Origin of the sequence: Paenibacillus sabuli (genome assembly GCF_014705605.1) — a bacterium.
Lineage (GTDB): Bacteria > Bacillota > Bacilli > Paenibacillales > Paenibacillaceae > Paenibacillus_D > Paenibacillus_D sabuli.
Genome location: NZ_JACXIZ010000011.1, coordinates 237,656 through 262,399 on the forward strand (window position 1 = coordinate 237,656; position 24,744 = coordinate 262,399).

19 protein-coding genes are annotated in these 24,744 nt (G+C 60.9%); 1 reads left to right on the forward strand and 18 read right to left on the reverse strand.

Annotated elements, in window-relative coordinates:
- Positions 1-5: 5 nt before the first annotated feature.
- The 4 genes from IDH44_RS05435 to hemL all read right to left on the reverse strand — a co-directional run bounded on the left by IDH44_RS05435 (position 6) and on the right by hemL (position 6,859).
- Complete coding sequence (locus tag IDH44_RS05435; protein ID WP_190915446.1) at positions 6-2,666, reverse strand: valine--tRNA ligase; 2,661 nt, start codon at positions 2,664-2,666, stop codon at positions 6-8.
- Between the two features lie 444 nt (positions 2,667-3,110).
- On the reverse strand, positions 3,111-4,517 hold the full coding sequence (locus IDH44_RS05440; protein WP_190915448.1) for a LysM peptidoglycan-binding domain-containing protein: 1,407 nt from the start codon (positions 4,515-4,517) through the stop codon (positions 3,111-3,113).
- A gap of 113 nt (positions 4,518-4,630) precedes the next feature.
- A complete protein-coding gene (locus tag IDH44_RS05445) occupies positions 4,631-5,530 on the reverse strand; it encodes an RluA family pseudouridine synthase (protein ID WP_190915450.1) in 900 nt (299 codons plus the stop codon).
- Positions 5,531-5,554: 24 nt separating this feature from the next.
- Positions 5,555-6,859 (reverse strand): glutamate-1-semialdehyde 2,1-aminomutase, encoded by a 1,305-nt coding sequence (gene hemL, locus IDH44_RS05450; RefSeq protein ID WP_190915452.1) that lies wholly within the window; start codon positions 6,857-6,859, stop codon positions 5,555-5,557.
- Positions 6,860-6,944: 85 nt separating this feature from the next.
- On the opposite strand from hemL, the gene IDH44_RS05455 reads away from it, so the two are divergent.
- Positions 6,945-7,619: a Crp/Fnr family transcriptional regulator gene (locus IDH44_RS05455; RefSeq protein WP_190915454.1), complete on the forward strand. Its 675-nt coding sequence runs from the start codon at positions 6,945-6,947 to the stop codon at positions 7,617-7,619.
- Here the strand turns inward: IDH44_RS05455 and hemB are convergent.
- The 14 genes from hemB to ispG all read right to left on the reverse strand — a co-directional run bounded on the left by hemB (position 7,616) and on the right by ispG (position 24,719).
- Positions 7,616-8,614, reverse strand: coding sequence for a porphobilinogen synthase (hemB, locus tag IDH44_RS05460; RefSeq protein WP_190915456.1), 999 nt, complete (start codon positions 8,612-8,614; stop codon positions 7,616-7,618). The genes IDH44_RS05455 and hemB overlap by 4 nt on opposite strands.
- Positions 8,614-10,173: a uroporphyrinogen-III C-methyltransferase gene (gene cobA / locus IDH44_RS05465; protein ID WP_190915458.1), complete on the reverse strand. Its 1,560-nt coding sequence runs from the start codon at positions 10,171-10,173 to the stop codon at positions 8,614-8,616. Before cobA ends, hemB begins: the two co-directional genes overlap by 1 nt.
- 4 nt (positions 10,174-10,177) lie before the next feature.
- The gene (gene hemC, locus IDH44_RS05470; protein ID WP_190915461.1) at positions 10,178-11,122 is read right to left on the reverse strand and encodes a hydroxymethylbilane synthase; all 945 of its coding nucleotides are present in this window, start codon (positions 11,120-11,122) and stop codon (positions 10,178-10,180) included.
- A 2-nt stretch (positions 11,123-11,124) separates the two neighbouring features.
- Positions 11,125-11,775, reverse strand: a complete 651-nt coding sequence (locus tag IDH44_RS05475) for a precorrin-2 dehydrogenase/sirohydrochlorin ferrochelatase family protein (protein WP_190915462.1) — start codon at positions 11,773-11,775, stop codon at positions 11,125-11,127.
- Positions 11,776-11,963: 188 nt separating this feature from the next.
- Positions 11,964-12,785 (reverse strand): cytochrome C assembly family protein, encoded by an 822-nt coding sequence (locus tag IDH44_RS05480; RefSeq protein WP_190915464.1) that lies wholly within the window; start codon positions 12,783-12,785, stop codon positions 11,964-11,966.
- Between the two features lie 52 nt (positions 12,786-12,837).
- Entirely contained in the window at positions 12,838-14,223 is a 1,386-nt protein-coding gene (hemA, locus tag IDH44_RS05485; protein ID WP_190915467.1) for a glutamyl-tRNA reductase, read from the reverse strand.
- 236 nt (positions 14,224-14,459) lie between these two features.
- Positions 14,460-14,858 (reverse strand): adenosylmethionine decarboxylase, encoded by a 399-nt coding sequence (speD, locus tag IDH44_RS05490; RefSeq protein ID WP_190915469.1) that lies wholly within the window; start codon positions 14,856-14,858, stop codon positions 14,460-14,462.
- 219 nt (positions 14,859-15,077) lie between these two features.
- Positions 15,078-16,121 carry an ABC transporter substrate-binding protein gene (locus IDH44_RS05495; protein ID WP_190915471.1) on the reverse strand — a complete coding sequence of 348 codons (1,044 nt, stop codon included), beginning with the start codon at positions 16,119-16,121 and terminating at the stop codon, positions 15,078-15,080.
- A gap of 98 nt (positions 16,122-16,219) precedes the next feature.
- A complete protein-coding gene (locus IDH44_RS05500) occupies positions 16,220-17,839 on the reverse strand; it encodes a helix-turn-helix domain-containing protein (RefSeq protein WP_190915473.1) in 1,620 nt (539 codons plus the stop codon).
- Positions 17,840-17,930: 91 nt separating this feature from the next.
- A complete protein-coding gene (locus IDH44_RS05505) occupies positions 17,931-18,566 on the reverse strand; it encodes a non-ribosomal peptide synthetase module (RefSeq protein ID WP_317890120.1) in 636 nt (211 codons plus the stop codon).
- Between the two features lie 196 nt (positions 18,567-18,762).
- Positions 18,763-19,350 carry a ribosome biogenesis GTP-binding protein YihA/YsxC gene (gene yihA / locus IDH44_RS05510; RefSeq protein WP_190915475.1) on the reverse strand — a complete coding sequence of 196 codons (588 nt, stop codon included), beginning with the start codon at positions 19,348-19,350 and terminating at the stop codon, positions 18,763-18,765.
- Positions 19,351-19,369: 19 nt separating this feature from the next.
- Entirely contained in the window at positions 19,370-21,709 is a 2,340-nt protein-coding gene (lon, locus tag IDH44_RS05515; protein ID WP_190915477.1) for an endopeptidase La, read from the reverse strand.
- Between the two features lie 35 nt (positions 21,710-21,744).
- Positions 21,745-23,451 carry an ATP-dependent protease LonB gene (gene lonB / locus IDH44_RS05520; RefSeq protein ID WP_190915479.1) on the reverse strand — a complete coding sequence of 569 codons (1,707 nt, stop codon included), beginning with the start codon at positions 23,449-23,451 and terminating at the stop codon, positions 21,745-21,747.
- A gap of 161 nt (positions 23,452-23,612) precedes the next feature.
- Entirely contained in the window at positions 23,613-24,719 is a 1,107-nt protein-coding gene (gene ispG, locus IDH44_RS05525; RefSeq protein ID WP_190915481.1) for a flavodoxin-dependent (E)-4-hydroxy-3-methylbut-2-enyl-diphosphate synthase, read from the reverse strand.
- Positions 24,720-24,744: the final 25 nt, after the last annotated feature.

Consider the following 24,744-nt stretch of genomic DNA (forward strand, 5'->3'; position numbering starts at 1 on the left):
TTCGACTAGCCGCGCAGCTCGGCGATCCGCTTGACGACTTTGCCGCGCTTGTCCGCATAATCCTGCATTTTCGCTTTTTCTTCCTCGATGACCCGGGCCGGCGCCTTGGCCACAAAGCCGGCATTGGCCAGCTTTTTCTCCACGCGCTCGACCTCTTTGCTCAGATGGGCCAATTCCTTCTCCAGCCGCTCGATCTCCTGGCCGATGTCGATCAGTCCGGCGAGCGGCAGATAGAGCTCGGCGCCGGTCACGACGGCGGTCATCGCCTTTTCCGGCGCAGCCTGCGCCCGATCCGTCTCCAGCAGCGAGGTGCCGCAAAAACGGCGTACGTATTCGGCGTTGCGCATCAGAATCGCTTCGCTCGCTTCGTCCGAAGACTTGATCAGGAGCTCGATTTTTTTGCTCATCGGCACATTGACCTCGGCCCGGATGTTGCGCACCGCGCGAATGACATCCATCAGCAGCTCCATCTCCGCGACGGCGTCCGGCGACTCCAGCGCCGCCTCGTATTGCGGCCAGGCAGCGAGTGCGATCGTCTCGCCCTCATGCGGCAGATGCTGCCAGATCTCCTCGCTGATGAACGGCATGAACGGATGCAGCAGGCGCAGCGTGCGATCGAGCGTATACACCAGGACCGACTGCGTGGCGCGCCTGGCCGCCTCGTCCTCGCCGTACAGCGCCAGCTTGGCGAATTCGATGTACCAGTCGCACAGGTCGTCCCAGATGAAATTGTAGAGCACGCGGCCCGTCTCGCCGAAGTCGTAGCTGTCGATGAGCCGCGTGATCTCGCGCGACGTCTCGTTCAACCGGTGCAGGATCCAGCGGTCGGCCGTGCCAAGCGGCACCGCAATGTCGATCTGCTCCGCAGTCACGCCCTCCAGATTCATCAGCACGAAGCGCGAGGCGTTCCAGATCTTGTTGGCAAAGTTGCGCGCCTGTTCGACCTTCTCCCAGCGGAAGCGCAGATCTTGTCCCGGCGTGCTGCCGGTCGAGATCATGAAGCGCATCGCGTCGGCGCCGTAGCGCTCGATCACCTCGAGCGGATCGACGCCGTTGCCGAGCGATTTGGACATTTTGCGGCCTTCGGCATCCCGGACGAGCCCGTGCATCAGCACATCGCGGAACGGCACGCTGCCGGTGAACTCCAGCGCCGTGAAGATCATCCGCGCCACCCAGAAGTAGATAATGTCGTAGCCCGTTACGAGCAGGCTCGTCGGATAGAAGCGCTGCAGATCCGCCGTCTGCTCCGGCCAGCCGAGCGTGGAGAACGGCCACAGCGCCGAGCTGAACCAGGTGTCCAGCACGTCCTCGTCCTGCGTCAGATTCGCCCCTCCGCACTGCTCGCATGCGGCGACAGCGTCGTGCGCGACATGGATGCGTCCGCAATCCGCGCAGTGCCAGGCCGGTATCCGGTGCCCCCACCAGAGCTGACGGGAGATGCACCAGTCGCGCACGTTCTCGATCCATTGCAAGTATATTTTCTCGAAGCGATCCGGCACGAAGCGGACGCCTTCGCCGGCCTTCTGCGCCTCGATCGCGCGGTCCGCGAGCGGCTTCATGGCGACGAACCACTGCGTCGACAAATACGGCTCGACGACAGCGCCGCTGCGCTCGCTGTGTCCGACCTGATGCACATGCTCTTCGATGCTCGTGCATACGCCCTGCGCCTGCAGGTCCTGGACGATTCGCTTGCGGCACTCGGCGCGGTCGAGCCCTTGATACGGCCCGGCCTCCTCGTTCATGACGCCGCCTTCGTCCATAACGATGATCTGCGGCAGCTCGTGCCGCAGCCCCATCTCAAAGTCGTTCGGATCGTGCGCAGGCGTGATCTTCACGGCGCCGCTGCCGAATTCGCGCTCGACATATTCGTCGGCGATGATCGGAATCTCGCGGCCGACGATGGGCAGCACGAGCTTCTGGCCGATCAGATGCTGATAGCGGTCGTCCTCCGGGTGGACGGCTACCGCCGTGTCGCCGAGCATTGTCTCCGGGCGCGTCGTCGCCACCGTAATCGAGCCGCCGCCGTCCTTGAGCGGGTATTGCAAGTGGTAAAGACGGCCTTGCACTTCCTTGTATTCCACCTCGATATCCGACAGCGCCGTTCTGGCGGCCGGGTCCCAGTTGATGATTTTTTTGCCGCGGTAGATGAGCCCTTTTTCGTACAGCTTGACGAACACTTCGCGGACCGCCTTGGACAGCCCTTCATCCAGCGTGAAGCGCTCGCGCGAATAATCGAGCGAGAAGCCCATTTTGGCCCACTGGGCACGGATGGTGCCGGCATAGGTTTCCTTCCAATCCCAGACGCGCTCCAGGAACGCCTCGCGGCCCAGATCGTAACGGCTGACTCCCTCCTCGCGCAGCTTTTGCTCCACCTTGGTCTGCGTCGCGATACCCGCGTGGTCGCTGCCGGGCAGCCACAGCGCGTCGTAGCCCTGCATGCGCTTGGTCCGGACCATAATATCCTGCAGCGTAAAATCGAGCGCATGCCCGATATGCAGCATGCCCGTCACGTTCGGCGGCGGGATCACGATCGTATAAGGCTGCGCGTCCGGACGGCGGCCCGCCTCGAAATAGTTGCCCTTCATCCAATAGTCATACCACTTCTGTTCTGCCGCCTTCGGATCGTACGTGGTCGGCATCGCGCCGGTCGCATTCGGTTCCGCCATTTTTTCAGCACCCTCCATCATCTCAAAAAATAAAAAAAGCCCCTCGCCCAAAGGACGAAAAGCTTCAGCTTCCGTGGTACCACCTTTGTTCCGCCACCGGCAAAGCCCGATCTCGGACCTCCTGGCGCGGCACTTCAACAGATAACGGCTGCAGCCGGCCTGCTGACACGGATCGACATCCGCTGAAGCAAGCAACTCCGGGGCGACCGGCCACAGCTACATCCTGCAGGACCTCACAGCGTACCGGTCCCGCTCTCTGAAGGCTTCGCTGCGCACATTCCCCATCAACGTCGTTAGCCAAAATGAGCAATAATTAGCTCTATCATACCCGTCTTGGGAGCAAGAGTCAATGGGAAGCGACGCTCCCATCGACTCATAAAAAAAGCAGACCCCTGGCGGCGTCTGCGGATTCGACGAAACACGGCGATAGACTGCGCTTGCCGGTTAACCGGAGCGCGGGATATACAAAATCTGTCCTTCGTTGACCGTCTGATCGTCCAGTCGATTGTACAGCGCGATTTCGCGCGGGTTCAGCTCGTAACGGGTCGCAATCGCGTCCAGCGTCTCCTCGCGCTGGACGATGCACAACCGCACGGTGCGGAATTCATTCTCCGGCTCGCGTCCCAGGAAGAGACGCTTCCACTCCACTTCTTCCCCGCCGGGCAGCGCGGCCGCTTCTTCCTCCACCTGCGCCGCCTGCGCCTGGGCCTCGGCTTGCTGCGCAGTCGAGCGCGCCTCTTGCTCGCGGCGATTGGAATGCAGCAGCGTCATGATGCCGACGCCCTCTTTCTCCTGTTGGCCGGACTCGGGGCGCTTGCCGGAGAACGCGATTTTCATACCCTGCGGCTCCGACTCCTGGGGCGGCGCGTCCTCGGGAGTCGCTGCCGGGGCAGGCGTTGTCCATTCGTTCGGCGGCTCGGCCGCCTCTGCAGCCTGCACGGCCTCCGCAAGAGGCTGCGCCGTCTCGGCCGGCGGGTCCTCCGGCGCTGCGGACGGGTCCAGGCCGGGGATGCCGCCTGTCGGCGGAAGCTCACGCTCGTCCCGCTCGCCGAAGGCCGTCCAGGCCATCGGACCGGAATTGGCTTGAGCCGCTTCTTTCGGCCTGGACGAAGCGGGCGGCGGCGCCTCGGTTGATGGCCCGTCCGGCCTGCCGTCAGCGGGCTCGCGCAGCGACGGCGCCGGGTCTTCGTGCGGAGCCTCCTGCGGAGCGCTTGCCGCAGGCAGGTCCCGCTGTGCCGTCGGGGCTATTGGTTCGGCGGCAGCCGGCGGCTCCGAGCCGGAGGCGGCGCCTCGCAGCTCCGACTCCGGCTCGGGTGCGGGAGGCGCTTTGTATTCCGGCTCCTCGCTCGTCTCGGACGCCTCTCCGGCTCGCGCATCGTCCGCTCCCACCGCTTCGGATTCCGCGGGCTCGGCGGTGTCCGCCGCGGCAGCGCGATGGACAGCGGTAATCGGCTCCTCCTGCCAGATCGGCTCGACCGCCGTGTTCTCGACCTGCAGCCCTCCCAGCGACAGCACTCCGGTAATGTTCAAGGTGCGCGAAGACAGCAAGTCGACGTCAAAATTATCGATCTCGACGGTGATGTCCTCCATGCGGTGCACCCGGCTCATCGGCAGCGTAATCTCGACCGGAATCCAATGTTCCAGCGGCTGGGACTCCCCCGCTTCGCCTTGCGGCGCATAGAGCCCCGTCAAGAGCAAATTGCCGCGCAGCAGCACCTGCTGCCCCCGGTCGGTGGCTTGAATATGCGGCGTCAACTCGATCTCCTCCAGCTCTTCGATGGCCGCTACGTCGTCAGGCAGGTGCACGCGTTCATATACGTCAAAACGCAAACCGTTCGATTGATTCAGCACCTCTCGTCCTCCCCTCTCAGCGTTCGCGGCGGACCGCTGCCCGCGGTCCGCCGGCGGTTCACTATTATCTATATGGCCGGGAAAGAGAGAGCATGCCTACTATTTAGAGTTCGCTACCGGCTCAAGGCAGCCAGCCAGCGCGGCGAGGCGGCGCATACCGTGATGCGTGCGCCGCTCCACGGATGCGGGAAGCGCAGCACTTCGCCGTGCAGCGCTTGCGCACGTATCCCCTGCCGGGGTGCGCCGCCGTACAGGGCATCGCCGACAAGGGGATGGCCGAGCGAGCTGAAATGCACGCGAAGCTGGTGCGTGCGCCCGGTCTCCAGCCAGGCCCGCACGAGCGTCGTATCGGCATAGCGCTCCACTACCTCGTAATGCGTCGTCGCCGCGTCCCCCGAGGAGGAGACGCGGCGACGGGCGGCGTGATGACGGTCGCGGCCGATGGGGCGATCGATCGTGCCACGATTCGGACCGATTCGGCCGTGCGCGAGCGCCAAATACACGCGGTCGATCTGTTTGGCGCGCATCGCTTCGTCCAGCTTCCACTGCGCCAGGTCGTTTTTGCTGTACAGCACCGGCCCCGACGTATCGTCGTCGAGGCGGTGGATGTGGCGTGTGCGCACGCGTTGTCCGGTGCGCAGCATATGGCGCAGCGCCTGCTCGTCGAGCGTGCCGCCATGCGCCGGCCCGCTCGGATGGACGGCCATGCCGGCCGGCTTGTCCAGGACGAGACAGTAGTCGTCCTCGTGCAGGATCGGCACCAGCGTTCCCGCGGCTGCCGCAGCGCGGCCGTAGAGCGGCTCGGCGGAGAGCTCGCTGTCCGCAAAAACACGCAGGCCGATGCAGCCCTCGCCGACGCGAATCCCGCCGGCGGCATACAGCCGATTCAGCCATTTGCCCGGCAGCTCCCCCGCCGCCAGCAGCGTCAGGCGCGCCGCATGCGCCGACTCCGGCGTCCGGCTGACGCGGAGCTCCAGCCATTCGCCTTTGCGTCTTGCTTCGGTGGTCTCCATTGCGGACGCCTCCTGTTCGCGCGGTTATAGCCGGCGCAGCGCTTCGTCGTGCACGGCGATCGTATGGGCAATGTCCGCCTCGGTATGCGCCGTAGAGACGAACATCCCTTCGAACTGCGACGGCGCAATGTTGACACCAAGCTCAAGCATAGTGGCGAAATACGCCTTGAAGCGCTCCAGATCCGCCGTCTTGGCCGAGGCGTAGTTGATCACGTGCTGCTCGGTAAAAAACGGACACAGCATCGAGCCGACGCGGTTGAAAGTGCACGGTACGCCGTGCTTGCGGGCATTGTTCTCCAGGCCGAGCTGAAGCGCTGCCGCGAGCCGTTCCAATCGTTCGTACGCCTCCGGCGTCATCAGCTTCAGGGTCGTGTAGCCCGCGGCCATCGCGATCGGATTGCCGGACAGCGTACCCGCTTGGTAGATCGGTCCGGACGGCGCCATCTGTTCCATAATCTCGCGGCGTCCGCCATAGGCGCCGACCGGCAGGCCGCCGCCGATCACCTTGCCCATGCAGGTCAGATCCGGCGTGATGCCGTACAGCCCCTGGGCGCTGGCGTAGCCGACGCGAAAGCCCGTCATGACCTCATCGAACACGAGCAGGCTGCCATATTGGGCGGTCACATCGCGCAGGCCCTGCAGGAAGCCCGGCAGCGGCGGCACGACGCCCATATTGCCCGCCACCGGCTCGACGATGACGCACGCAATCTGCTCGCCGAGCTGCTCGAACACCGCCTTGACCGCCTCCAGATCGTTGTAAGGCACCGTAATCGTATGCTCCGCCACCTGCGCCGGTACGCCGGGACTGTCCGGCAGACCGAGCGTGGCCACGCCCGAGCCTGCCTTAATCAGCAGACTGTCGGCATGGCCGTGGTACGAGCCCTCGAACTTGACGATTTTGGTGCGGCTCGTGTACCCCCGCGCCAGCCGCAGCGCGCTCATCGTCGCCTCCGTGCCGGAGTTGACCATGCGCACGATCTCCACCGACGGCATCCGCTCCACGACGAGCTCCGCCATCTGCGTCTCCAGCTCGGTCGGCGCGCCGAAGCTCGTGCCATCGGCCGCAGTGCGCTGCACGGCTGCGACCACTTCCGGATGCGCGTGCCCGGCGATGAGCGGTCCCCAGGACAGGACATAGTCCAGATAGCGGTTGCCGTCGATGTCGTCGATATGCGCCCCTTCGCCGCGCGCCACATAGACCGGGGTCAGGCCGACCGATTTGAAGGCGCGAACGGGGGAATTTACGCCCCCGGGGATGAGCTGCTTCGCCCGGGCGAACGCTTCCCGGGATTTGGCGGTCTCACGCCGTTCATGGTGTTGCTGCGTCATTTTTCATCACATCCATCTGTTTATTGTCGAATCGTTATGATACACTACAGTCAAACATTGCCATATGGACAAGGAGCGAGTCCTCATGATCGAGCTGTTGAAAATGAATGCGCTGTTCGAGCGTCTGACCGACGCCCAATTGCAGCACATCCTGTCAATTGCCCGGCAATCCGTACACAGAGCCGGCACTATGCTGTTCTATGAAAAAGACCACGGCGCTACCTTCTATATCGTGCTTAAGGGCTCCGTCAAAATCTTCACCCGCGTCGACGGCGCCGAAAAGATGATCGCCCTTATTCGGGCAGGCGACAGCTTCGGCGAGCTGTCGCTCATCGACGGTCTTCCCCGCTCAGCGTCGGCTCAGACTCTGGAGGACTGCACGCTGCTGGCGATCACGGAGGACAGCTTTCACCGCCTGCTCAAGGAGCACTTCGACATCGCCCGGGGCATCATGGCCGAGCTGTGCCGGCGCCTCCGGGATACGAACGAGCACGTCTCCGACCTGACCTTCCTCGACGCACGCACCCGCGTCATCAAAAGTCTGATTCGCCTGATGAACCGCTACGGCGCGCGCAGCGGCGCACGCATCACCATGTCGCTGCCGCTTAACTTCGACGAGCTGGCGCAGATGGCCGGCGTGCCCGAGTCGGCCCTCCGCCAGGTCGTGCGGGACTGCCAAGCGAAGGGCATCCTCCTGATCGACCGCGCGGGCGTCGTCCTCGACCTGGCCCGTCTCGCATCGGCGCAGCAAGCGAACTAGCAGCGCCGGCGCATCCAGCGGGCCGCATCCTTGGCAAAGTACGTAATGATCAAATCCGCTCCCGCGCGCTTCATGCCCAGCAGCAGCTCCATCGCCACCGCCTCTTCGTCGAGCCAGCCGTTGCTCGCGCCTGCCTTGATCATCGCGTACTCCGCGCTAACGTTGTACGCCACCAGCGGCAGCTCGAAATGCTCGCGCAGCGTCCGCAGCACGTCCAGATAAGCCATCGCCGGCTTGACCATCAGCATGTCGGCGCCTTCCTCGGCGTCGGCGCGGGCTTCGCGCAGCGCCTCCCGAAGGTTACCCGGGTCCATCTGATAGGTGCGACGATCGCCGAATTGGGGCGTCGAATGAGCGGCGTCGCGGAACGGACCGTAGAATGCCGAAGCGTACTTGACCGCGTAGGACATGATCGGAATATGCGTGTAGCCGGCCTCGTCCAGCCCTTGCCGCAGGGCATGCACGAATCCGTCCATCATGTTCGACGGCGCGATGATATCCGCGCCCGCCCGCGCCTGCGACACCGCCGTCTTCGCCAGCAGCGCGAGCGACTCGTCATTGTCGATGACCGCTCCGCCGCCTCCCGGATCCTGATGCACGACGCCGCAGTGGCCGTGATCGGTGAACTGGCAGAGGCAAGTATCCGCCACCACGAGCAGGTCCGGCGCCTGCGCCTTGATCGCGCGCGTGGCCCGCTGCACGATGCCGTCCTCCGCGTAGGCCGTGGAGCCGACCGCGTCCTTGCTGTCCGGCACGCCGAACAGCAGCACCGCGCCCAGGCCGAGCTCCGTGATCTCGCGAATCTCATCCTCCAGCCGATCCAGCGACAGGTGATAGACGCCCGGCATCGAGGCGATCTCTTCCTTTACGTCATGGCCTTCGGTCACAAAAATCGGCGCGATCAAATCGAGGGTGTCCAGCTGCGTCTCCCGCACCATGCTGCGCAGCGCAGCCGTGCGGCGCAGCCGTCGATGGCGTACGACAGGGAATTTCATCAGGCTTCCTCCTTTGTTCTCGTGCGGGCCACATGCCCGATCATCGCATGAATCAGTCCGTCAATCGTCGCTTCTGCCGCTTCCACATCTACCTGAAGTCCGGCCTCCAGCGCCGTCTTCGTCGTCACCGGCCCGATGCTGGCGATTGCGGCCGCGCGGAGCGGCGCAGCCGGGTCGGAAGCGCCTTGGCGACGCAGCAGCTCCAGCAGATTGGTCACCGTCGAGGAGCTCGTGAAGGTGACCAGATGGACCTCTCCGCGCTCCAGCATCTGCAGCGCATCCTCGTCCTGATGCTCGGCCAGTACCGTCTCGTACACATGCAGATCTACGACCTCCAGGCCGCGGGCGCGCAGCGTATCGGGCAGCACCGCGCGCGCGCGGTCGCCGCGCGGCAGCAGCACGCGCTGTCCCGGAGTCAGACGATCGCCGAGCGCCTCCAGCAGCCCCTCCGCGTCGTATCGGCCCGGCAGCACCTCGGCGAGCACGCCGCGCAGCTGCAGCGCCTCTGCCGTAGCCGGTCCGACCGCCGCCACAGCCGCCGCGTGGAAGCGGCGGATATCGAGACCGAGCCGTCCGAGCCAGCGGAAGAAGTACTCGACACCGTTGACGCTGGTGAAAATCAGCCAATCGTAGGCGCGCCGCTCGCGCAGCCCCGCCTCGATGGCAGCGGCGCTCGCGGCATCGGCAGGCGCGCGCGTCTCGATCACCGGATATTCGAGCGGCTCGCCGCCCAGTTGCTCAATGCGCTGGACGAGCTCGCTCGCCTGGGTGCGGGCGCGCGTGACGAGCACGCGCGTGCCGAACAGCGGCTTGCGCTCGTACCAGGCCAATTGCGCGCGCTGGCGCACGACTTCGCCGACGACAATAACGGCCGGCGGCCGAAAATCGGCGGCCAGCACTTGTGCTTCGATCGTCTCGAGCGTCCCGGTCAGCGTCTCCTGCTCCACGCGGGTCCCCCAGCGGATGAGCGCGACCGGCGTCGCGGCCGGCTTGCCGTACTTCATCAGCTGCTGTGTGATATAGCCGATTTTGGCTACGCCCATGAGGAAGATCAGGGTGCCCGTCGCATTCGTCACCTTGTCCCAGTGAATCGACCGGTCCAGCTTATCGGGGCTCTCGTGTCCGGTGATGATCGAGAGCGACGAGGCGAGCTCGCGATGCGTGACCGGAATGCCCGCGTAGGCCGGTACGGCAATGGCCGAGGTAATGCCCGGCACGATCTCGTAGGGAATGTCGTGGACATGCAGCAGCTCGGCTTCCTCGCCGACGCGGCCGAAGATCGTCGGGTCCCCGCCCTTGAGCCGCGTGACGACCTTGCCTTGCAGCGCCAAATCAGCCAGCAGCCGGTTGATTTCCTCCTGCTTCATCGTGTGCCGGTCCGGCAGCTTGCCGACATAGATGCGCTCCGCGCCCGGCTTGAGATAGCGAAGCAGCCGCGGGCTGGCCAGCCGGTCGTACACAATGACGTCACAGGCCTGGATGCATTCCAGCCCGCGCAGCGTGATCAGCTTCGGGTCGCCGGGTCCGGCCCCTACGAGATATACGATCCCCTTGTCCACTCTCTCATCCCCTTACTTCGGCCAATATGCGATCCGCGCCGCGCGCGATGAGGCGCTCGGCCACGCTGCGCCCGAGCGCTTCGGGGTCGTCGCCTTCGCCCCGCTCCTTGAGCAGCTGCGCGCCGTCCGGCGAGCCGACGATCCCCGTCAGCTCGAGCTTGCCGTCCTCGCCTACGGTCGCATACGCGCCGATCGGAATCTGGCAGCCGCCGTTCAGCGACCCGAGATAGCTGCGCTCGGCCCGCACCGCGCGTTCGGCGATCGGATCGTTGTACAGCGCCAGCAGCTCGCGCAGCCGCGTGTCCGCTTCGCGGCATTCGATGCCCAGAGCGCCCTGCCCGACAGCCGGCACGCAGAGCTCCTCCGAGACGTATTCGGAGATTCGCTCGACCCAGCCCATACGCTCGAGCCCGGCGGCGGCAAGCACGATGGCGTCGAAGCCCTCGGTCTCCAGCTTGCGCATGCGGGTATCGATATTGCCGCGAATCCAGTGGACCTGCAGGTCCGGGCGCGCGTGCTTGAGCTGGCTGGAGCGGCGCAGCGAGCTCGTTCCGACCTTGGCCCCTTGCGGCAGCTCGGCGAACCCGACATTCCCTCTCGTGATCAGGCAGTCGCGCGCGTCCTTGCGCGGCGGCACCGCGCCGTTCGTCAGCCCCTCCGGCAGTTCATAGGGCATATCCTTCATGCTGTGCACGGCGCAGTCGATCGTCTCATCCAGCAGCGCCTGCTCGATTTCCTTGACGAACAGCCCTTTTCCCCCTACCTTCGACAAGGTGACATCGACGATCCGGTCGCCTTTTGTGACGATTTTGCGAATTTCAAAGTCCAGGTTCAGCCCGTGCGCCTCGCTGAGCTTTTTCAGATCGGCGATGACCTGCTCGGTCTGGGTAAGCGCCAGCGCGCTTTGGCGCGAGCCGACGACGATGGTGCGTTTGGGTTGCTTGTCCATAGTTATATCCTCCTGTTCAGACCATCCTGCAAGCGTTCGATGACGCGCATCCAGGTCGTCTCGTCCTCGGGCATGTCCCGCCATAGCTCCGGCGGTGCGTCCAGCGCTTCGCGCAGCAGGCGGCGGCGTTCCTGCTCCGGCATGTCCGTCATGCGCACATGGGCGCGCAGTTCTCCCAGCCAGCGCGCGAAGCAGCCGTAAGCTGCGCCGTAGCGCGTCTCCAGCTCTCCGGCAATGCGCGCGGCCAGCGCCGGGCTGGCGCCGCCTGTCGTGACGGCCAGCACGAGCGGTCCATGCCGCACGACCGCGGGTGTGACGAAGCTGCCAGCCGGGCCGTCATCGGCCACGTTGACCCAGAGGCCCGCGCCTCTGGCGTCCTTCGCCACGGCGGCGTTGACCGCGGCATCGGCAGTCGCCGCAAAAACGAGCCCGGCCCCTGCCAGATCTCCTCTCTGGTATTCCCTTTGCGAAGCGGTCACAGACCCTTGCCGCAGCAGATCCGCTAGCGGCGCCCCCAGCTCCGGTGCGATCAGATGCACGGACGCCCCGGCCGCCAGCAATCCGCGAACCTTGCGCGCGGCCACCGCGCCGCCCCCTACCACGACGCAGCGGGCCCCGCGCACATCCAGCATCATCGGATAATAGTCCGGCAACTGTTATACCCCCTCTTAAGAAGTGCGGTGATAAAGTGCCAGAGTGGCCGAAAATGCGTTGGAGAAGCAAAGCGTCCGCCCTTTTGCTCCTCAATTTCTTCCTCTGAGTGGTTACAGTTAAGAAATTGGGGAGGAACGGCGGTCGGAAACGTATTTCGGACACGGCGGCTCACTTTTTCACCACACTTCTAGGACCAATCATGAAACCGGGAGAGCGAATTCAAAAACAGATTGACGACCAGCACCGAAAACGCAATCAAATTCCAGATCGCGGTCGGACGCCCCGTCTGCAGCAGCAAGGTCCGCCTCAGCAAGTAGGCGACGTAGACGCCGACGCCGATCATCGTCGTGAATACTTTCCAGTCGAGCAGCAACAAAGCCCGGCCCTCGACCAGAATCGACGTGATGGCAACCGCCAGCGACAGAATCAATAGCGGAGTGCCGATTAGCACGCAGCGAAAGGCGTAGCGGTCAATCGACTCCAGGCTTGGCAAGCGCCGCATCGGCTTGCTCCAGTGCTTGCGCTTGAGTTGCTGGTGCAGGAACAGGTACATGGCCGAAAAAATAGCGCCGATGGCGAGCACCACGTAGGCACAAGCAATCAAGCTGATATGTACATAGAGCAGCTCGCGCACCAACGCCCAAGTCGCCAGTTGGATCTGTGCGTCCGGGCGGCTAAACAGATTCAAGGTCACAATCGCAAAGCCGAACACGTTGACAAAAAAAACCAGGAACTCAATTCGAAAAAAGCGGCTCATGACAAGCGATACCGTCACGAGCAGCCAGGAGACGAAAAACAAATAATCGAAGAGCGTGACCACGTTAGCGCTCATATCCATAATCATGCGCTGCACGAGCAGGCCGGTCTGCATGATCCATACGAAAATAAGCAGCCCTGTGCCGGTCCGTTTTGCTCTCCCGCTCGCGTCGACGACATCGGAGAAATAAAACAGCAGGCTCAGGGCGTAGATATAAATCATCATGTGATAAAGAATCGTTTGCAGATGCATGGCGGCCTCCCCAATTCCTTCGCGCCAAAGGCCAATCTCTCAAGCAATCGGCTCAAATGTGTACGGGCGCAGCCCCGCTTACCACGGTATGCGGGCGTTCGCGGCCGGCTTCTGTTCTGGGCGGCTGCGCCGCGGGCTTGGCCGACCGTTCGGTCTCGGCCGCTTGCGCCAGCGGCTCCTCGAGCGCAAACAGCTTCACAAACATGTCCATCGCTTCCTTGGAATGCTTGTCGTCCGCCATTTCCTTGATGCGCAGAATCGGATCGTGCAGCAGTTGATTGACAATGCTTTTGGTCAGCTTGCGAATGACCTTCTGCTCGTGCTCGCTGAGCTCGGGCAGCTTGTTGAGCAGGCTCGCCATCGTATCCTGATGCACGGTAGCAGCCTTGTCTTGGAGCGTACGGATCAACGGGATGACGCCGAGCGTCTTGTACCATTGCTTGAATGCGGCCAGCTCGCCTGCGATCATCGTTTCAATTTTGGCCGCTTCCTTGCGACGCTGCTCCAGGTTGCTCTCCACGATGCCTTCAAGATCGTCGATATCGTACAAAAAAGCGTTGTTGACCGCGCCGATGGCCGGATCGAGATCGCGCGGCACGGCAATATCGATCAGGAACAACGGGCGCGATTTGCGCCGGTACATCGCCTGCTCCACCTGCTCGCGGCTCAGCACATAGCCTTCTGCACCGGTAGAGCTAATGACGATGTCGACCTCGTGCAGCTGACGCACGGCCTCTTCCATCGACCACGGCACGCCGTTGAATTTGTCCGCCAGCATGACCGCGCGTTCGTAGGTCCGATTGACGACGATGACGCGCTTGGCGCCGCCCGCATAGATGTGCTTCGCGGTGAGCTCGCTCATTTTGCCTGCGCCGAGGATCATGACCGACTTGTTGGCGAATTGACCAAAAATGCGCTTGCCAAGCTCGACGGCCGCATAGCTGACCGATACCGCGGATTCGCCGATCATCGTTTCGGAATGCGCTCGCTTGGCCAGCGTCACCGCTTGCTTGAACAGCATGTTAAAAATCGTACCTGTCGTGCGATGCTGCTGGGCGAGCAAAAATGCGTCGCGCACCTGTCCCAGAATCTGCGTCTCGCCGATGACCATGGAGTCCAGACCGCTCGCTACACGCATCAGATGCTCGATGGCGCCATCATCCTCGTACATGTACAGGTGATTCGTAAATTGTTCGCGCGGTAAATGAAACCATTGCTCCATGAAGCTGCGAATGTAATGCCCGCACAGTTGATGGCGGTCCACAACCGCGTAAAATTCCGTCCGGTTACAGGTCGCGACAATGACACATTCCAAAATGCTGGTCGTCTGCTTAAGCTGCTCGATGGCGAGCGGAAGATCCTGCTCGGCAAACGTAAAGCGTTCGCGGACCTCGACCGGTGCCGTGCGATGATTCAGCCCGACTGCAATGATGTGCATGCGCGTTTCACCTGCCTCTTGTTTGTATTCTTCAATCATTATAGCATAGACAATCCTGCAATTCGGTTTCAAATATGAAAATTATGAAAACAATCCCGAATTAGTGTGCGCCCAAACCTGCAGCTGCTATACGCCGCTTTGACATTTTTTGCGCTTGTCCGTCCAAACATGAAAAGAAAGGCCATGGAACGCTCCATGGCCAGTCATTTTTTCATTGTCGTTATCGCAGCGCGGTACTAGACTAGCTCCGCGTGCTTCATCGTCGGTTCTTCAACCTTGAGCTCGCCCAAGCCGCGAATCAACTTCTTCGCATGCGCGGTCGTCGGCTTCAGCACCGACAGCATGTAATCAATGGCCAACTGCGGATCCACCGTCTCGCCGCAGGTGTAACAGTCCAGTGCGGCAAAACCTTTCTCGGGATACGTATGGATGGAGAGATGGCTCTCCGACAGCAATACGAGTACCGTCGCGCCTTGCGGTTCAAACTGCTTGGCTTGCACGGAGAGGACAGTAGCACCGCTCGCTTCGGCAGCCTCCACCATGTGGGCTTGCAATGATTCCGAGCTGTTCAGGAGATCAAAATCCACTCCCCAAGTATCAACAGCCACGTGTCTTCCGAAAGTTGAATATTCCATCTTTCGGTTCCCCCTTCCTAGGAATAAAATGTGTAAAAATTTCATCCGCTAGGACCTACGTCATTCACTACCCGAGGGAATAGTCTCTCGCAACATTCCATGTCCTGAGTGAATCCTGGTTCCTATTATTCATTTCAACGAAACTAAAAATAACATCTATCGCGCAGAAATGCAACAGTTTTTTTGAATTCTTAATGTTAAATTTGCGCCTTTCGCCGGTCAATCCGGCTGTCGCGCCCGCAGCAATTCGACAAAGGCATCCAACTGCTTCATGGTTGAGATCGGATCGGTCGTAAAAAAAGTGTTCCAATCCAGGCTCGAAATCCGCTTGTCCCGCGCCGCCGGCAAAGCTTGCCAAACACCGCCGGCGCGGATCTCCTCCGCCCGCTCTGCGCCGCCTTCCTGCTCCAGCACCGAGACGAAAAGGCGATTGGCGTCCGCATAGGTCGGCAACAACTCCAGCGAAATTTCAAGCTGCCCCAACCCCTTGTCCAACACCTCCCGGCGAATAAGCGGCGGCGCCTTGAGCCCCAGGAGCTCGTATATGACATAGCCGCCCATTGCCTTGTTTCCGTAAACAAACAAATTTTGTGGGCGAATATTGACAATAGCGACTGTCTCTTCAGGATCGATAATCGTTTCGACCTCGGCTTTGGTCTGCATCACTTTGTGCTCGAAACGCTCAAGCCAGGCCGCAGCTTCCTCTTGCCTGCCAAGAATTTCGCCGAACAGTTCGATTTGCTGGGGCGGATCATACGTCAACCACGGAATCCATAGCGTCGGAGCAATCTTGGATAGCTCCTCGTACGTGTCCTCCACATGCGTGACGATCAGGTCCGGCTCCAGCGCTACGATTTTCTCCAGATTCAGTCCGGTCCACGGGTCTCCAACATGGGGAATGTCCGTCCATTCGTCGCGCAACAGCGGGTATTGGGCCCATTCGTTGTCCGCTCCGACGGGCTTGACTCCGAGCGCCAACATGGCTCCGGTATATTGAATGGCTACGATTCGCTCCGGATGCACCGGGATACGGCTCACGCCCTTGCCATGCTCGAATTCCCGCATTTCCGGTTCTCCCGCAGCGTCGTCCGAATGCTCCGCTTGATGCAAATCATCATTGTCCGCCGAAGGCGCGATCTGCTCAATATGATTCTCCTGCGCCGCGCCGCCTCCTGATTCCGGCGGCGTATCGCCGCTTCCGCAAGCCGACAGCACGAGTGCGAGTGCAAGCGACGTCAGCAATACGATCAAGAAATTCCTCACTCAAACCCCTCCTGATAGTGATTCTCATTTTCAGTAAAAAGCTTATCAGTAAAATAGGGTTCGTCGCCATAGGCTCTCGTAAGGTATTGTTTGGATTATTATAAGACCAGCCATTTCCGCAGGTCTTCGAGCTGCCATGATATCGAGATCGGGTCGTACCCATGCCAACGGCTCATCTCCGCCAAAAAAACGCGCCCGCCCCGCGCCTGATAGCCGCGACATGCCGGACTGTCGAGCAATGCCTGTGCCGTCTGTCTGGCTTCCCGAGCGGGCGCCACAGCCACGATGAGGCGATCGGCCTCGTACGCAGGCAGGATATCATTGAGCGCCACGGCCAGCGACGAACGGTCCCCGACCGCCTTGTGTACGGGTGCAGGCGCATGCCCTCCCAATTCGCCGTACACGACCTGGGTACCCATACCGCGCTTCAAATACAGCAACACATTGTCGTGCGCGCGGATATTGATGACCGTCCAGGTCTCCCGCCCCCCGGCTCCCTGCGCAGAGCGGAAACGAACCAATTCCGCTCGCCGCCGCTCGAAAGCCGTCAACCACTCGCGTCTGCGCTCCCTCCGCCTTACGGCAGAAGCTAAAGTCTCAAAATGCCCGCGCCAATCCCGAAGATACCAAGGCACGACCAGGGTCGGAGCTAGCCGCCGAAAGTCGCGCAGCAGATCGGGCTCTATATTGTCAATCGTCACAATCATTTCCGGTCGCAGACTCGCTAGCTCCGCATAGGAGAAACCGTCCGCCCAATCCCGAACCTCGCACTTGCCACGGTTAAGCATGGCGTCGTAGTCGTTGCCGAATCCCCAGGGATAGGCGAGCGTTGCAGCCGGAATCACGCCCAGTGCCAGCAAGTGCATTGTCAAATGCGGGTTCAACGAGACGATACGTTTGTCCGTCTGACTGTACTGCTTCGGAGATCGTCCGACCTCCTGCTTGAAGCGACGGCTGGCGTAAAATTCGTCCTTGTACCCCGCTTCTCTCGCCAGCTCGCCGAGCCGTGATTCGCCAAACAAAAGGCGTTCTTTCATATGCCTGATTCGCAACTCGGTCACGTAGTCAGTAAGACTCTTGCCGCTCACTTGCTTGAATACGACGGAAAAATACTCGGGACTGAGTCCCGCAATCTCTGCCAATTCATCCCGCCTTAACTCAAGATGATAATGCGTCTCCACAAAGCCCACGATTCGACGAACCGCTTGCTCACCCTGTTCGCCCTGACGCTGAACGTCCGCCGCCGGACGCAGCAGTTCGAACAACCATTCGGAAAACATACGCTCGCGCTCGACGTCTGTCACCGCCCCTTCCGCCAACATAATCCGGGCCAATTCGACCGTAAGCCGGATTAGTCGCTCGGGCTCCCGTGGCGTCAGTTCGCCCCACGGAGCGGCGCCGTCGGGACGCATCATGTAGCCCCGCTCTTGTCCACCGGCATTGCTTCGCCGTTCGACACGATCAAAATGAAATGCATAAGCCGATACCTCGTTGAAAAAAGGCTGAATTTGAAGATGCATGCCTGGCCAGGCATAATAACAGCTGCCCGCGGAAATCGGATTTTTACGGCCCTGCACAGTTACCGTTCCCATACCGCCGGCGATGACCACGACAGTATGATCCGTCCGCTCCGGCAAATGAAGCTCTTCCAAAATGCAATAATGAACCAGCTCGGAAAAAAGGTGATGCACCGCCGTCTTATTTCGTGACTCTCTCATGGTTAGCACTTCCCTTTCCGAGGCGGGGCGACCTCCATTGTCTGCATAAGAAAAAGAGCCGCATTCGCGGCTCAATCCTAAGCTGGACCCATCAGGCTTCTAAAACAAACAACGCTTGGGCATGCTTGCGCAGCCGATCGTCGATGGCTGCCAGCTCTCGTGCATGCTGCGTCTGATTGCGCAGATCAAGCAGTTCGTTAATCGCCTGCTTAATCCGGACAATGTCTTGCTCGACTCCAGTGCTCCTAAATCTCCGTTCCAGCTCGCCGATGGTGTCCTTTAATTCGAAGACCACTCGGGCTGCGCCTCGGGACTGCTCGACAATTTTGCGCACTGCGCCGCCGGTATAATAATAGATCATCGTATAACTCGGATATATGCGGTTGACAATGGCGTCGCCCTTGAACATGGACATGGCCTTCCGCAGCGCATTCGTCAGCTTCGGATGCACCAGCCGACAGGAAAGCACACCTACGTAGACATCTTTCTGACGTTCGAACGTAAGACGGACCTCTTCCTTCCCTGCCTCATCCTCGAGCACCAGCTCCTGGTTGCCGCCTTCCAGGACACGTACCTGAAGGCGCACATGCTGATCGCCAAAGAATCGAACAAATCTGGACATCTCTTCTTCCGTTAATCGCAGACAGGCTTTTACGTATTCGGTGGCTATCCGCTGAGCCATACAAATCTCCCTCAATTCTTTAAACTTGACCGTAAAACGCGTCACTCCGACCTCGTATTCCTTACCCCAATGATGAAATAAATCTGCCTACGTAATAGTATACGCCATCATTGCGTTTAATTCCTGCTCACCGAACGCGATTTTCCAGCATATTTGCGAAAATTCCGCCGCATTCCATGCTCCAGCGTCGGCAACATGCTGGATGCTCGCAATTCAATGCGATGTTCGGGCACTTGCTCACTTATCCGCGTATTTTTTGCAGCAACTGTCCCCATAGCTCATCCTTACCCATTCCCGTATCGGATGAAAACAAGACGAACGGATCCGAGCGGTCGGCCTCGAGCGTCTCCTTCACAACCTTGACGTGTCTGTCCCATTTGCTGCGCGGAATCTTATCCGCTTTGGTCGCCACGATGCAGACCGGCAGGCCGTAATGCTTCAACCAGCCGTACATCATTTGATCGTCCGTCGACGGCGCATGCCGGATATCGACGATCTGCAGTACAAGCTGCAGCGGTTCCCGCGTTTTGAGGAACGACTCGATCATGACGCCCCACTTGCGCCGTTCTTCCTTGGACACCTTGGCGTAGCCATAGCCGGGAAAGTCGACAAAATAAAATTCGTTATTGATTCGGTAATAGTTCAATTGCTGCGTTTTGCCCGGCTGCGAGCTCGTGCGGGCGAGATTTTTGCGGTTGATCATTTTGTTGATCAGCGACGATTTGCCGACGTTGGAGCGCCCTGCCAGCGCAATCTCTGGCAAGGCGTCTTCCGGAAACTGATGCGGCTGCACCGCGCTAATAATAAACTCGGCTGCTGTAATTTTCATGGTTCCTCCAATGCTACCTTCAATGCACCTCGGCTGCCGTCGTCAAGGCGTGACGCAGTACCTCGTCCATATGCGCCACCGGAATAAAAGCGAGCTCCTCGCGCACGCTGTCCGGGATATCGCGCAGATCGCGTTCGTTCTCCTTGGGCATCACAATTGTCCGAATTCCGGCGCGGTGGGCGGCCAGCGATTTTTCCTTCAGCCCGCCGATCGGCAGCACACGGCCGCGCAGCGTGATCTCGCCGGTCATTGCGACTTCCTTGTTGACGAAGCGGTTGGTCAAGGCGGAGATCAGCGCCGTCGCCATCGTGATGCCTGCGGAAGGGCCGTCCTTGGGAATGGCGCCCTCCGGAATGTGGATATGGATGTCGTTTTTCTCATGAAATTGCGGATCGATCTTCAGTTCGACGGCACGCGAACGCGTGTAGCTGAAGGCCGCTTGCGCGGATTCCTTCATCACATCGCCGAGCTTGCCAGTCAGCGTCAGCTTGCCGCTGCCGGGCATGACGGTCACCTCGATAACGAGCGTGTCCCCGCCGACCTCCGTCCATGCCAGCCCCGTTACGGCGCCGATCTGATCCTCGACCTCGGCCATGCCGTAGCGAAACCTGGCCGGACCGAGCCACGACTTGAGCAGCTCCGCGTCGACCTCGATCGCCCCGGTATCGGGCCTGGCGACCATCTCCTTGGCCGCCTTGCGGCAGACCGCCGCCACCTGTTGCTCGAGTCCGCGCACGCCGGATTCGCGCGTGTACTCGCGAATAATCTGCAGCGAGGCGGGCTCGCCGATGCGCAGCTGCTCTTCCTCGAGCCCGTGCTCCCGGCGCTGCTTGGGAATGAGATAGCGCTGGGCGATCTGCATCTTCTCCAGCTCGGTATAGCCCGGGATCTGCAGCACCTCCATCCGGTCCAGCAGCGGACGCGGAATGTTGTGGACCACATTCGCCGTCGTGATGAACATGACGTTGGACAGATCGTAGGGCACTTCGACGAAATGATCGCTGAACGTATTGTTCTGCTCGGGATCGAGCACCTCGAGCAGCGCCGAAGCCGGATCGCCGCGAAAATCCATCGCCATCTTGTCGATCTCATCGAGCAAGAAGACCGGATTCGTCGTACCGGCAGTCTTCATCCCCTGGATGATACGACCGGGCATGGCGCCGACGTACGTGCGGCGATGGCCGCGAATCTCAGCCTCGTCGCGCACGCCGCCGAGCGATACGCGGACGAACGAGCGCCCCAGCGAGCGAGCGATCGAGCGTGCCATGGACGTCTTGCCGACGCCGGGCGGTCCGACAAGACAGAGAATTGGACCCTTCAGTTTTTGCACGAGCTTTTGCACCGCGAGATACTCCAGGATGCGTTCCTTCGGCTTCTCCAGACCGTAATGATCCTCGTTCAGAATATCTTCCGCGCGCGCGATGTCCAGGTTGTCGTCGGTTTGCTTTTGCCAAGGCAGCGCGAGCAGCCAATCGATATAATTGCGGATGATGCCGCCTTCGGCCGACGTGGAGGGCATTTTCTCCAGCCGGTCGATTTCCTTCTCGACCTTTTCCTTCACGGCGTCCGGGACGCCCTTTTCCCCGAGCTGGGCGCGCAGTTCTTCGATCTCGCCGGCACGCCCTTCTTTTTCGCCGAGTTCCTTCTGGATGGCCTTCATTTGCTCCCGCAAGTAATATTCCTTTTGCGTCTTTTCCATCTGCTTTTTGACGCGTTGATTGATTTTGCGCTCCAGCTCCAACACTTCGCGCTCGTTGTTGAGAATGTCGAGCAGCCGCTCCAGACGGGGGCGCACCTGGACCGTCTCCAGGATATCCTGCTTATCCTTGATCTTCAGCGACAGATGGCTGGTGATGACGTCGGCCAGTCTGCCCGGCTCGTCGATATCGGATACCGCCGCCAGCGTCTCCGGCGTGACCTTTTTGGAGAGATTGATATAATGCTCGAATTGACTGAGTACCGAGCGCATGAGCGCATCGGTCTCCGGGTCGTCCGACTCTTCCTCGGGCAGCTCCTTGACGTTCACCTCGTAGAATTGCTCGTTCGGCAGATACTCTTGAACCTCTGCGCGCATGACCCCCTCCACCAGCACGCGGATCGTGCCGTTGGGCAGCTTCAGCATCTGTCTCACCCTGGCAATCGTACCTAGCCGGTAGATGTCCTCCCGGCTAGGCTCTTCGATATCTACCTCGGACTGCGAGCAGAGCAGAATCATATGGTCTTCGACCATCGACCGCTCCAGCGCCCGCACCGACTTCTCTCGTCCGACGTCCAGATGAAGGACCATGCTGGGATATACCAGAAGCCCTCTCAGTGGCAGCAGGGGCAAGCGTTTCGCCTTCCATTTTCCTGGTCCCATACCAGCACCTCCGTTGTCTCTATGGGTCTATTTTATCATTCTGCGGAATCCGCCTGCAAATAGGATACGCCGGAGCGGGCAAAAACGTCGCTGCGAATCGCCGCCGCCTCTGCGCTCAGCGCCTCCAGATCGCAAGCCGGAAGCGCGATGCGCAGCACATCCTCGATCCGTTCGACCGGCTGCACGTCCACCCCTTTCAGATCTGCAAAAATCGCTTGCCAGTTGTCTTGCGGAATCAGCACGCGGCGGGCGCCGGCCTGCAACGCGGCTTCGACCTTGGCCAGCACGCCGCCGACGGGTTTGATTTTGCCGTGTATGCCAACCTCCCCCGTCATCGCCAGCGTATGGTCGATCGTCTCGCCGCGAATGGCCGAGGCGATCGCCGTGGCCATCGCCACGCCCGCCGACGGCCCGTCGATCGGCGTCCCGCCCGGAAAGTTGATATGCAAGTCATAGCGGTCCGGAGCAAAGCCGAGCCGCCGCAGCACGGTCAACACATTTTCGACCGAGCCCTTGGCCATGCTCTTGCGGCGCAGCGTGCGCTGGCCTCCGCCGAGCTCTTCCTCGTCGACGACGCCGGTGATCGTGAAGCGGCCAGTCCCCGTTGCGACGCGAATGGCGCTTACCTCGATCTCCAGCAGCGTTCCCATATTGGGACCGTATACCGCGAGGCCGTTGACGAAGCCCACCTGCGGCGCCGTCGGCACCTTGCGATCCGGACGGGGCGGGATCTGGCTGCTGTTGACGACCCACTCGATGTCGGCGCCCGTCATCTCGTCGCGCTCCTCCGACATCGCCAGACCGGCCGCGAGCTGGACGACGTTGACCGCCTCGCGACCATTGGTCGCATAGCGCGCCACGACCTCGACAGCGGCGGGGCAAGGCTTGAAGCCGATTTTGCGCACGGCATGCGAAGCAATCTGTTCGATCTCGGAGGCCAGCAGCGGCCGGAAATAAATCTCCATGCAGCGCGAACGGATCGCCGGCGGGATCTCCTGCGGCGAACGCGTCGTCGCCCCGACCAGTCGAAAATCCGCGGGCAGACCGTTTTGAAAAATATCATGAATGTACCCCGGAATGTTGTTGTCCTCCGAGGTGTAGTAGGCGCTCTCCAAAAATACTTTGCGATCCTCCAACACCTTGAGAAGCTTGTTCATCTGCACCGGATGGAGCTCGCCGATCTCGTCGATGAACAACATGCCGCCATGCGCCTTGGTGACCGCGCCCGGCTTGGGCTGCGGGATACCCGCCACGCCCATCGCTCCGGCCCCTTGGTAAATCGGGTCATGCACCGAGCCGATCAGCGGGTCGGCAATGCCTCGTTCGTCAAAGCGCGCCGTAGTCGCATCGATTTCCGTAAATTTCGCCTCTTGGCTAAATGGCGAAGCCGCATTTTTTTTGGCTTCCTCCAATACAACACGCGCAGCCGCAGTCTTGCCGACGCCTGGCGGTCCGTAAATGATGACATGCTGCGGATTGGCGCTGCACAGCGCCGCCTTGAGCGCGCGCAAGCCATCCACCTGACCGATAATGTCCTGCATCGCCTGGGGACGCGTTTTTTCCGCCAGCGGCTTGGTCAGCGACACCGAGCGCAGCTTGCGCAGCTTATCCATTTCCTTGCGCGATTCCTTGTCCACCGCCGTGCGGTTCGTCTTCTGTCCGCGCAGCATGTTCCAGAAGTACAGCCCGATCACAATTGCAAAAAAGACCTGCACGACCATCACAATCATTGTCAAATTCATATTTGCCACTCCTCCCGACACCCTACCTTATTCTGATAATTGGTAGTATTGCCTTGTGCCGGAAAGGTTAACCGTGCCGCTTGGAACAATGGCGACCGCTCTAAAAGGCCGCTTGGACGCAAAGAGTCCTTGCACAAGCAAGGACTCTTTATTGGGACGGCTTATACCGCCTGGTGCTTGCGCCCGGGGATCTCGCCGGTCGCCTCGTAGACGCGCACGATCTCGTCGATCTCTTTTTTGAGCTCGCTGAGCATCTCGGCCTCGGGCACCTTGCGAATCATCTCGCCATAACGGAAGAGCATGCCTTCGCCGCGCGCCCCGGCGATGCCGATATCGGCCTCGCGGGCCTCGCCCGGTCCGTTAACCGCGCAGCCCAGTACGGACACCTTGATCGGCACCTTGACGTTTGCGATGTACGCCTCGACCTCGTTGGCGATGGAGAACAGGTCGATATCGAGACGTCCGCAGGTCGGACAGGAGATGAGCGTCGCGGCGTTGGTGATCAGTCCGAATGTCTTCAATAGCTCCCGCGCGACCTTGACCTCCTCGACCGGATCGGCGCTCAGGCTGATCCGCACCGTGCTGCCGATCCCCATCGACAACAGCGCTCCGATGCCTGCCGAGCTTTTGATCGTGCCGGTATTCAAGGTGCCGGCCTCCGTAATGCCCAGATGGAGCGGGTAGCGGATGACCTCGGCGGCCATGCTGTATGCCGCGATTGCCATCGGCACGTCCGATGCCTTGAGCGAGACGATAATATCGTAAAAATCGAGCTCCTCCAAAATGCCGATATGGAACAGCGCGCTTTCGACCATCGCTTCCGGCGTCGGATAGCCGTACTTTTCGAGCAAATGATTCTCAAGCGAGCCGGCGTTGACCCCGATGCGAATCGGAATGCCCTTGGCCTTGCAGGCCTTGACGACCTCTTCCACCTTGGAGCGCCGGCCAATGTTGCCGGGATTGATCCGCACCTTGTCCACACCGTTCTCGATGGCTGCCAACGCCAGACGATAGTCGAAGTGAATGTCCGCGACAAGCGGAATGTGGATACGTGCCTTGATCGCCTTGATCGCTTCGGCCGCCTCCATGTTGTTGACCGTCACTCGTACGATCTGGCAGCCGGCTTCCTCCAGACGCAGGATTTCAGCTACCGTCGCCTCGACGTCGGCCGTCTTGGTCGTACACATGCTCTGAATGATGACCTCGTCGCTGCCGCCGATCGTCAAGTCCCCGACCTTCACCGGCACGGTATCTTTACGCAAGTACATTCGCTGATCTCTCCCATGAACGCCA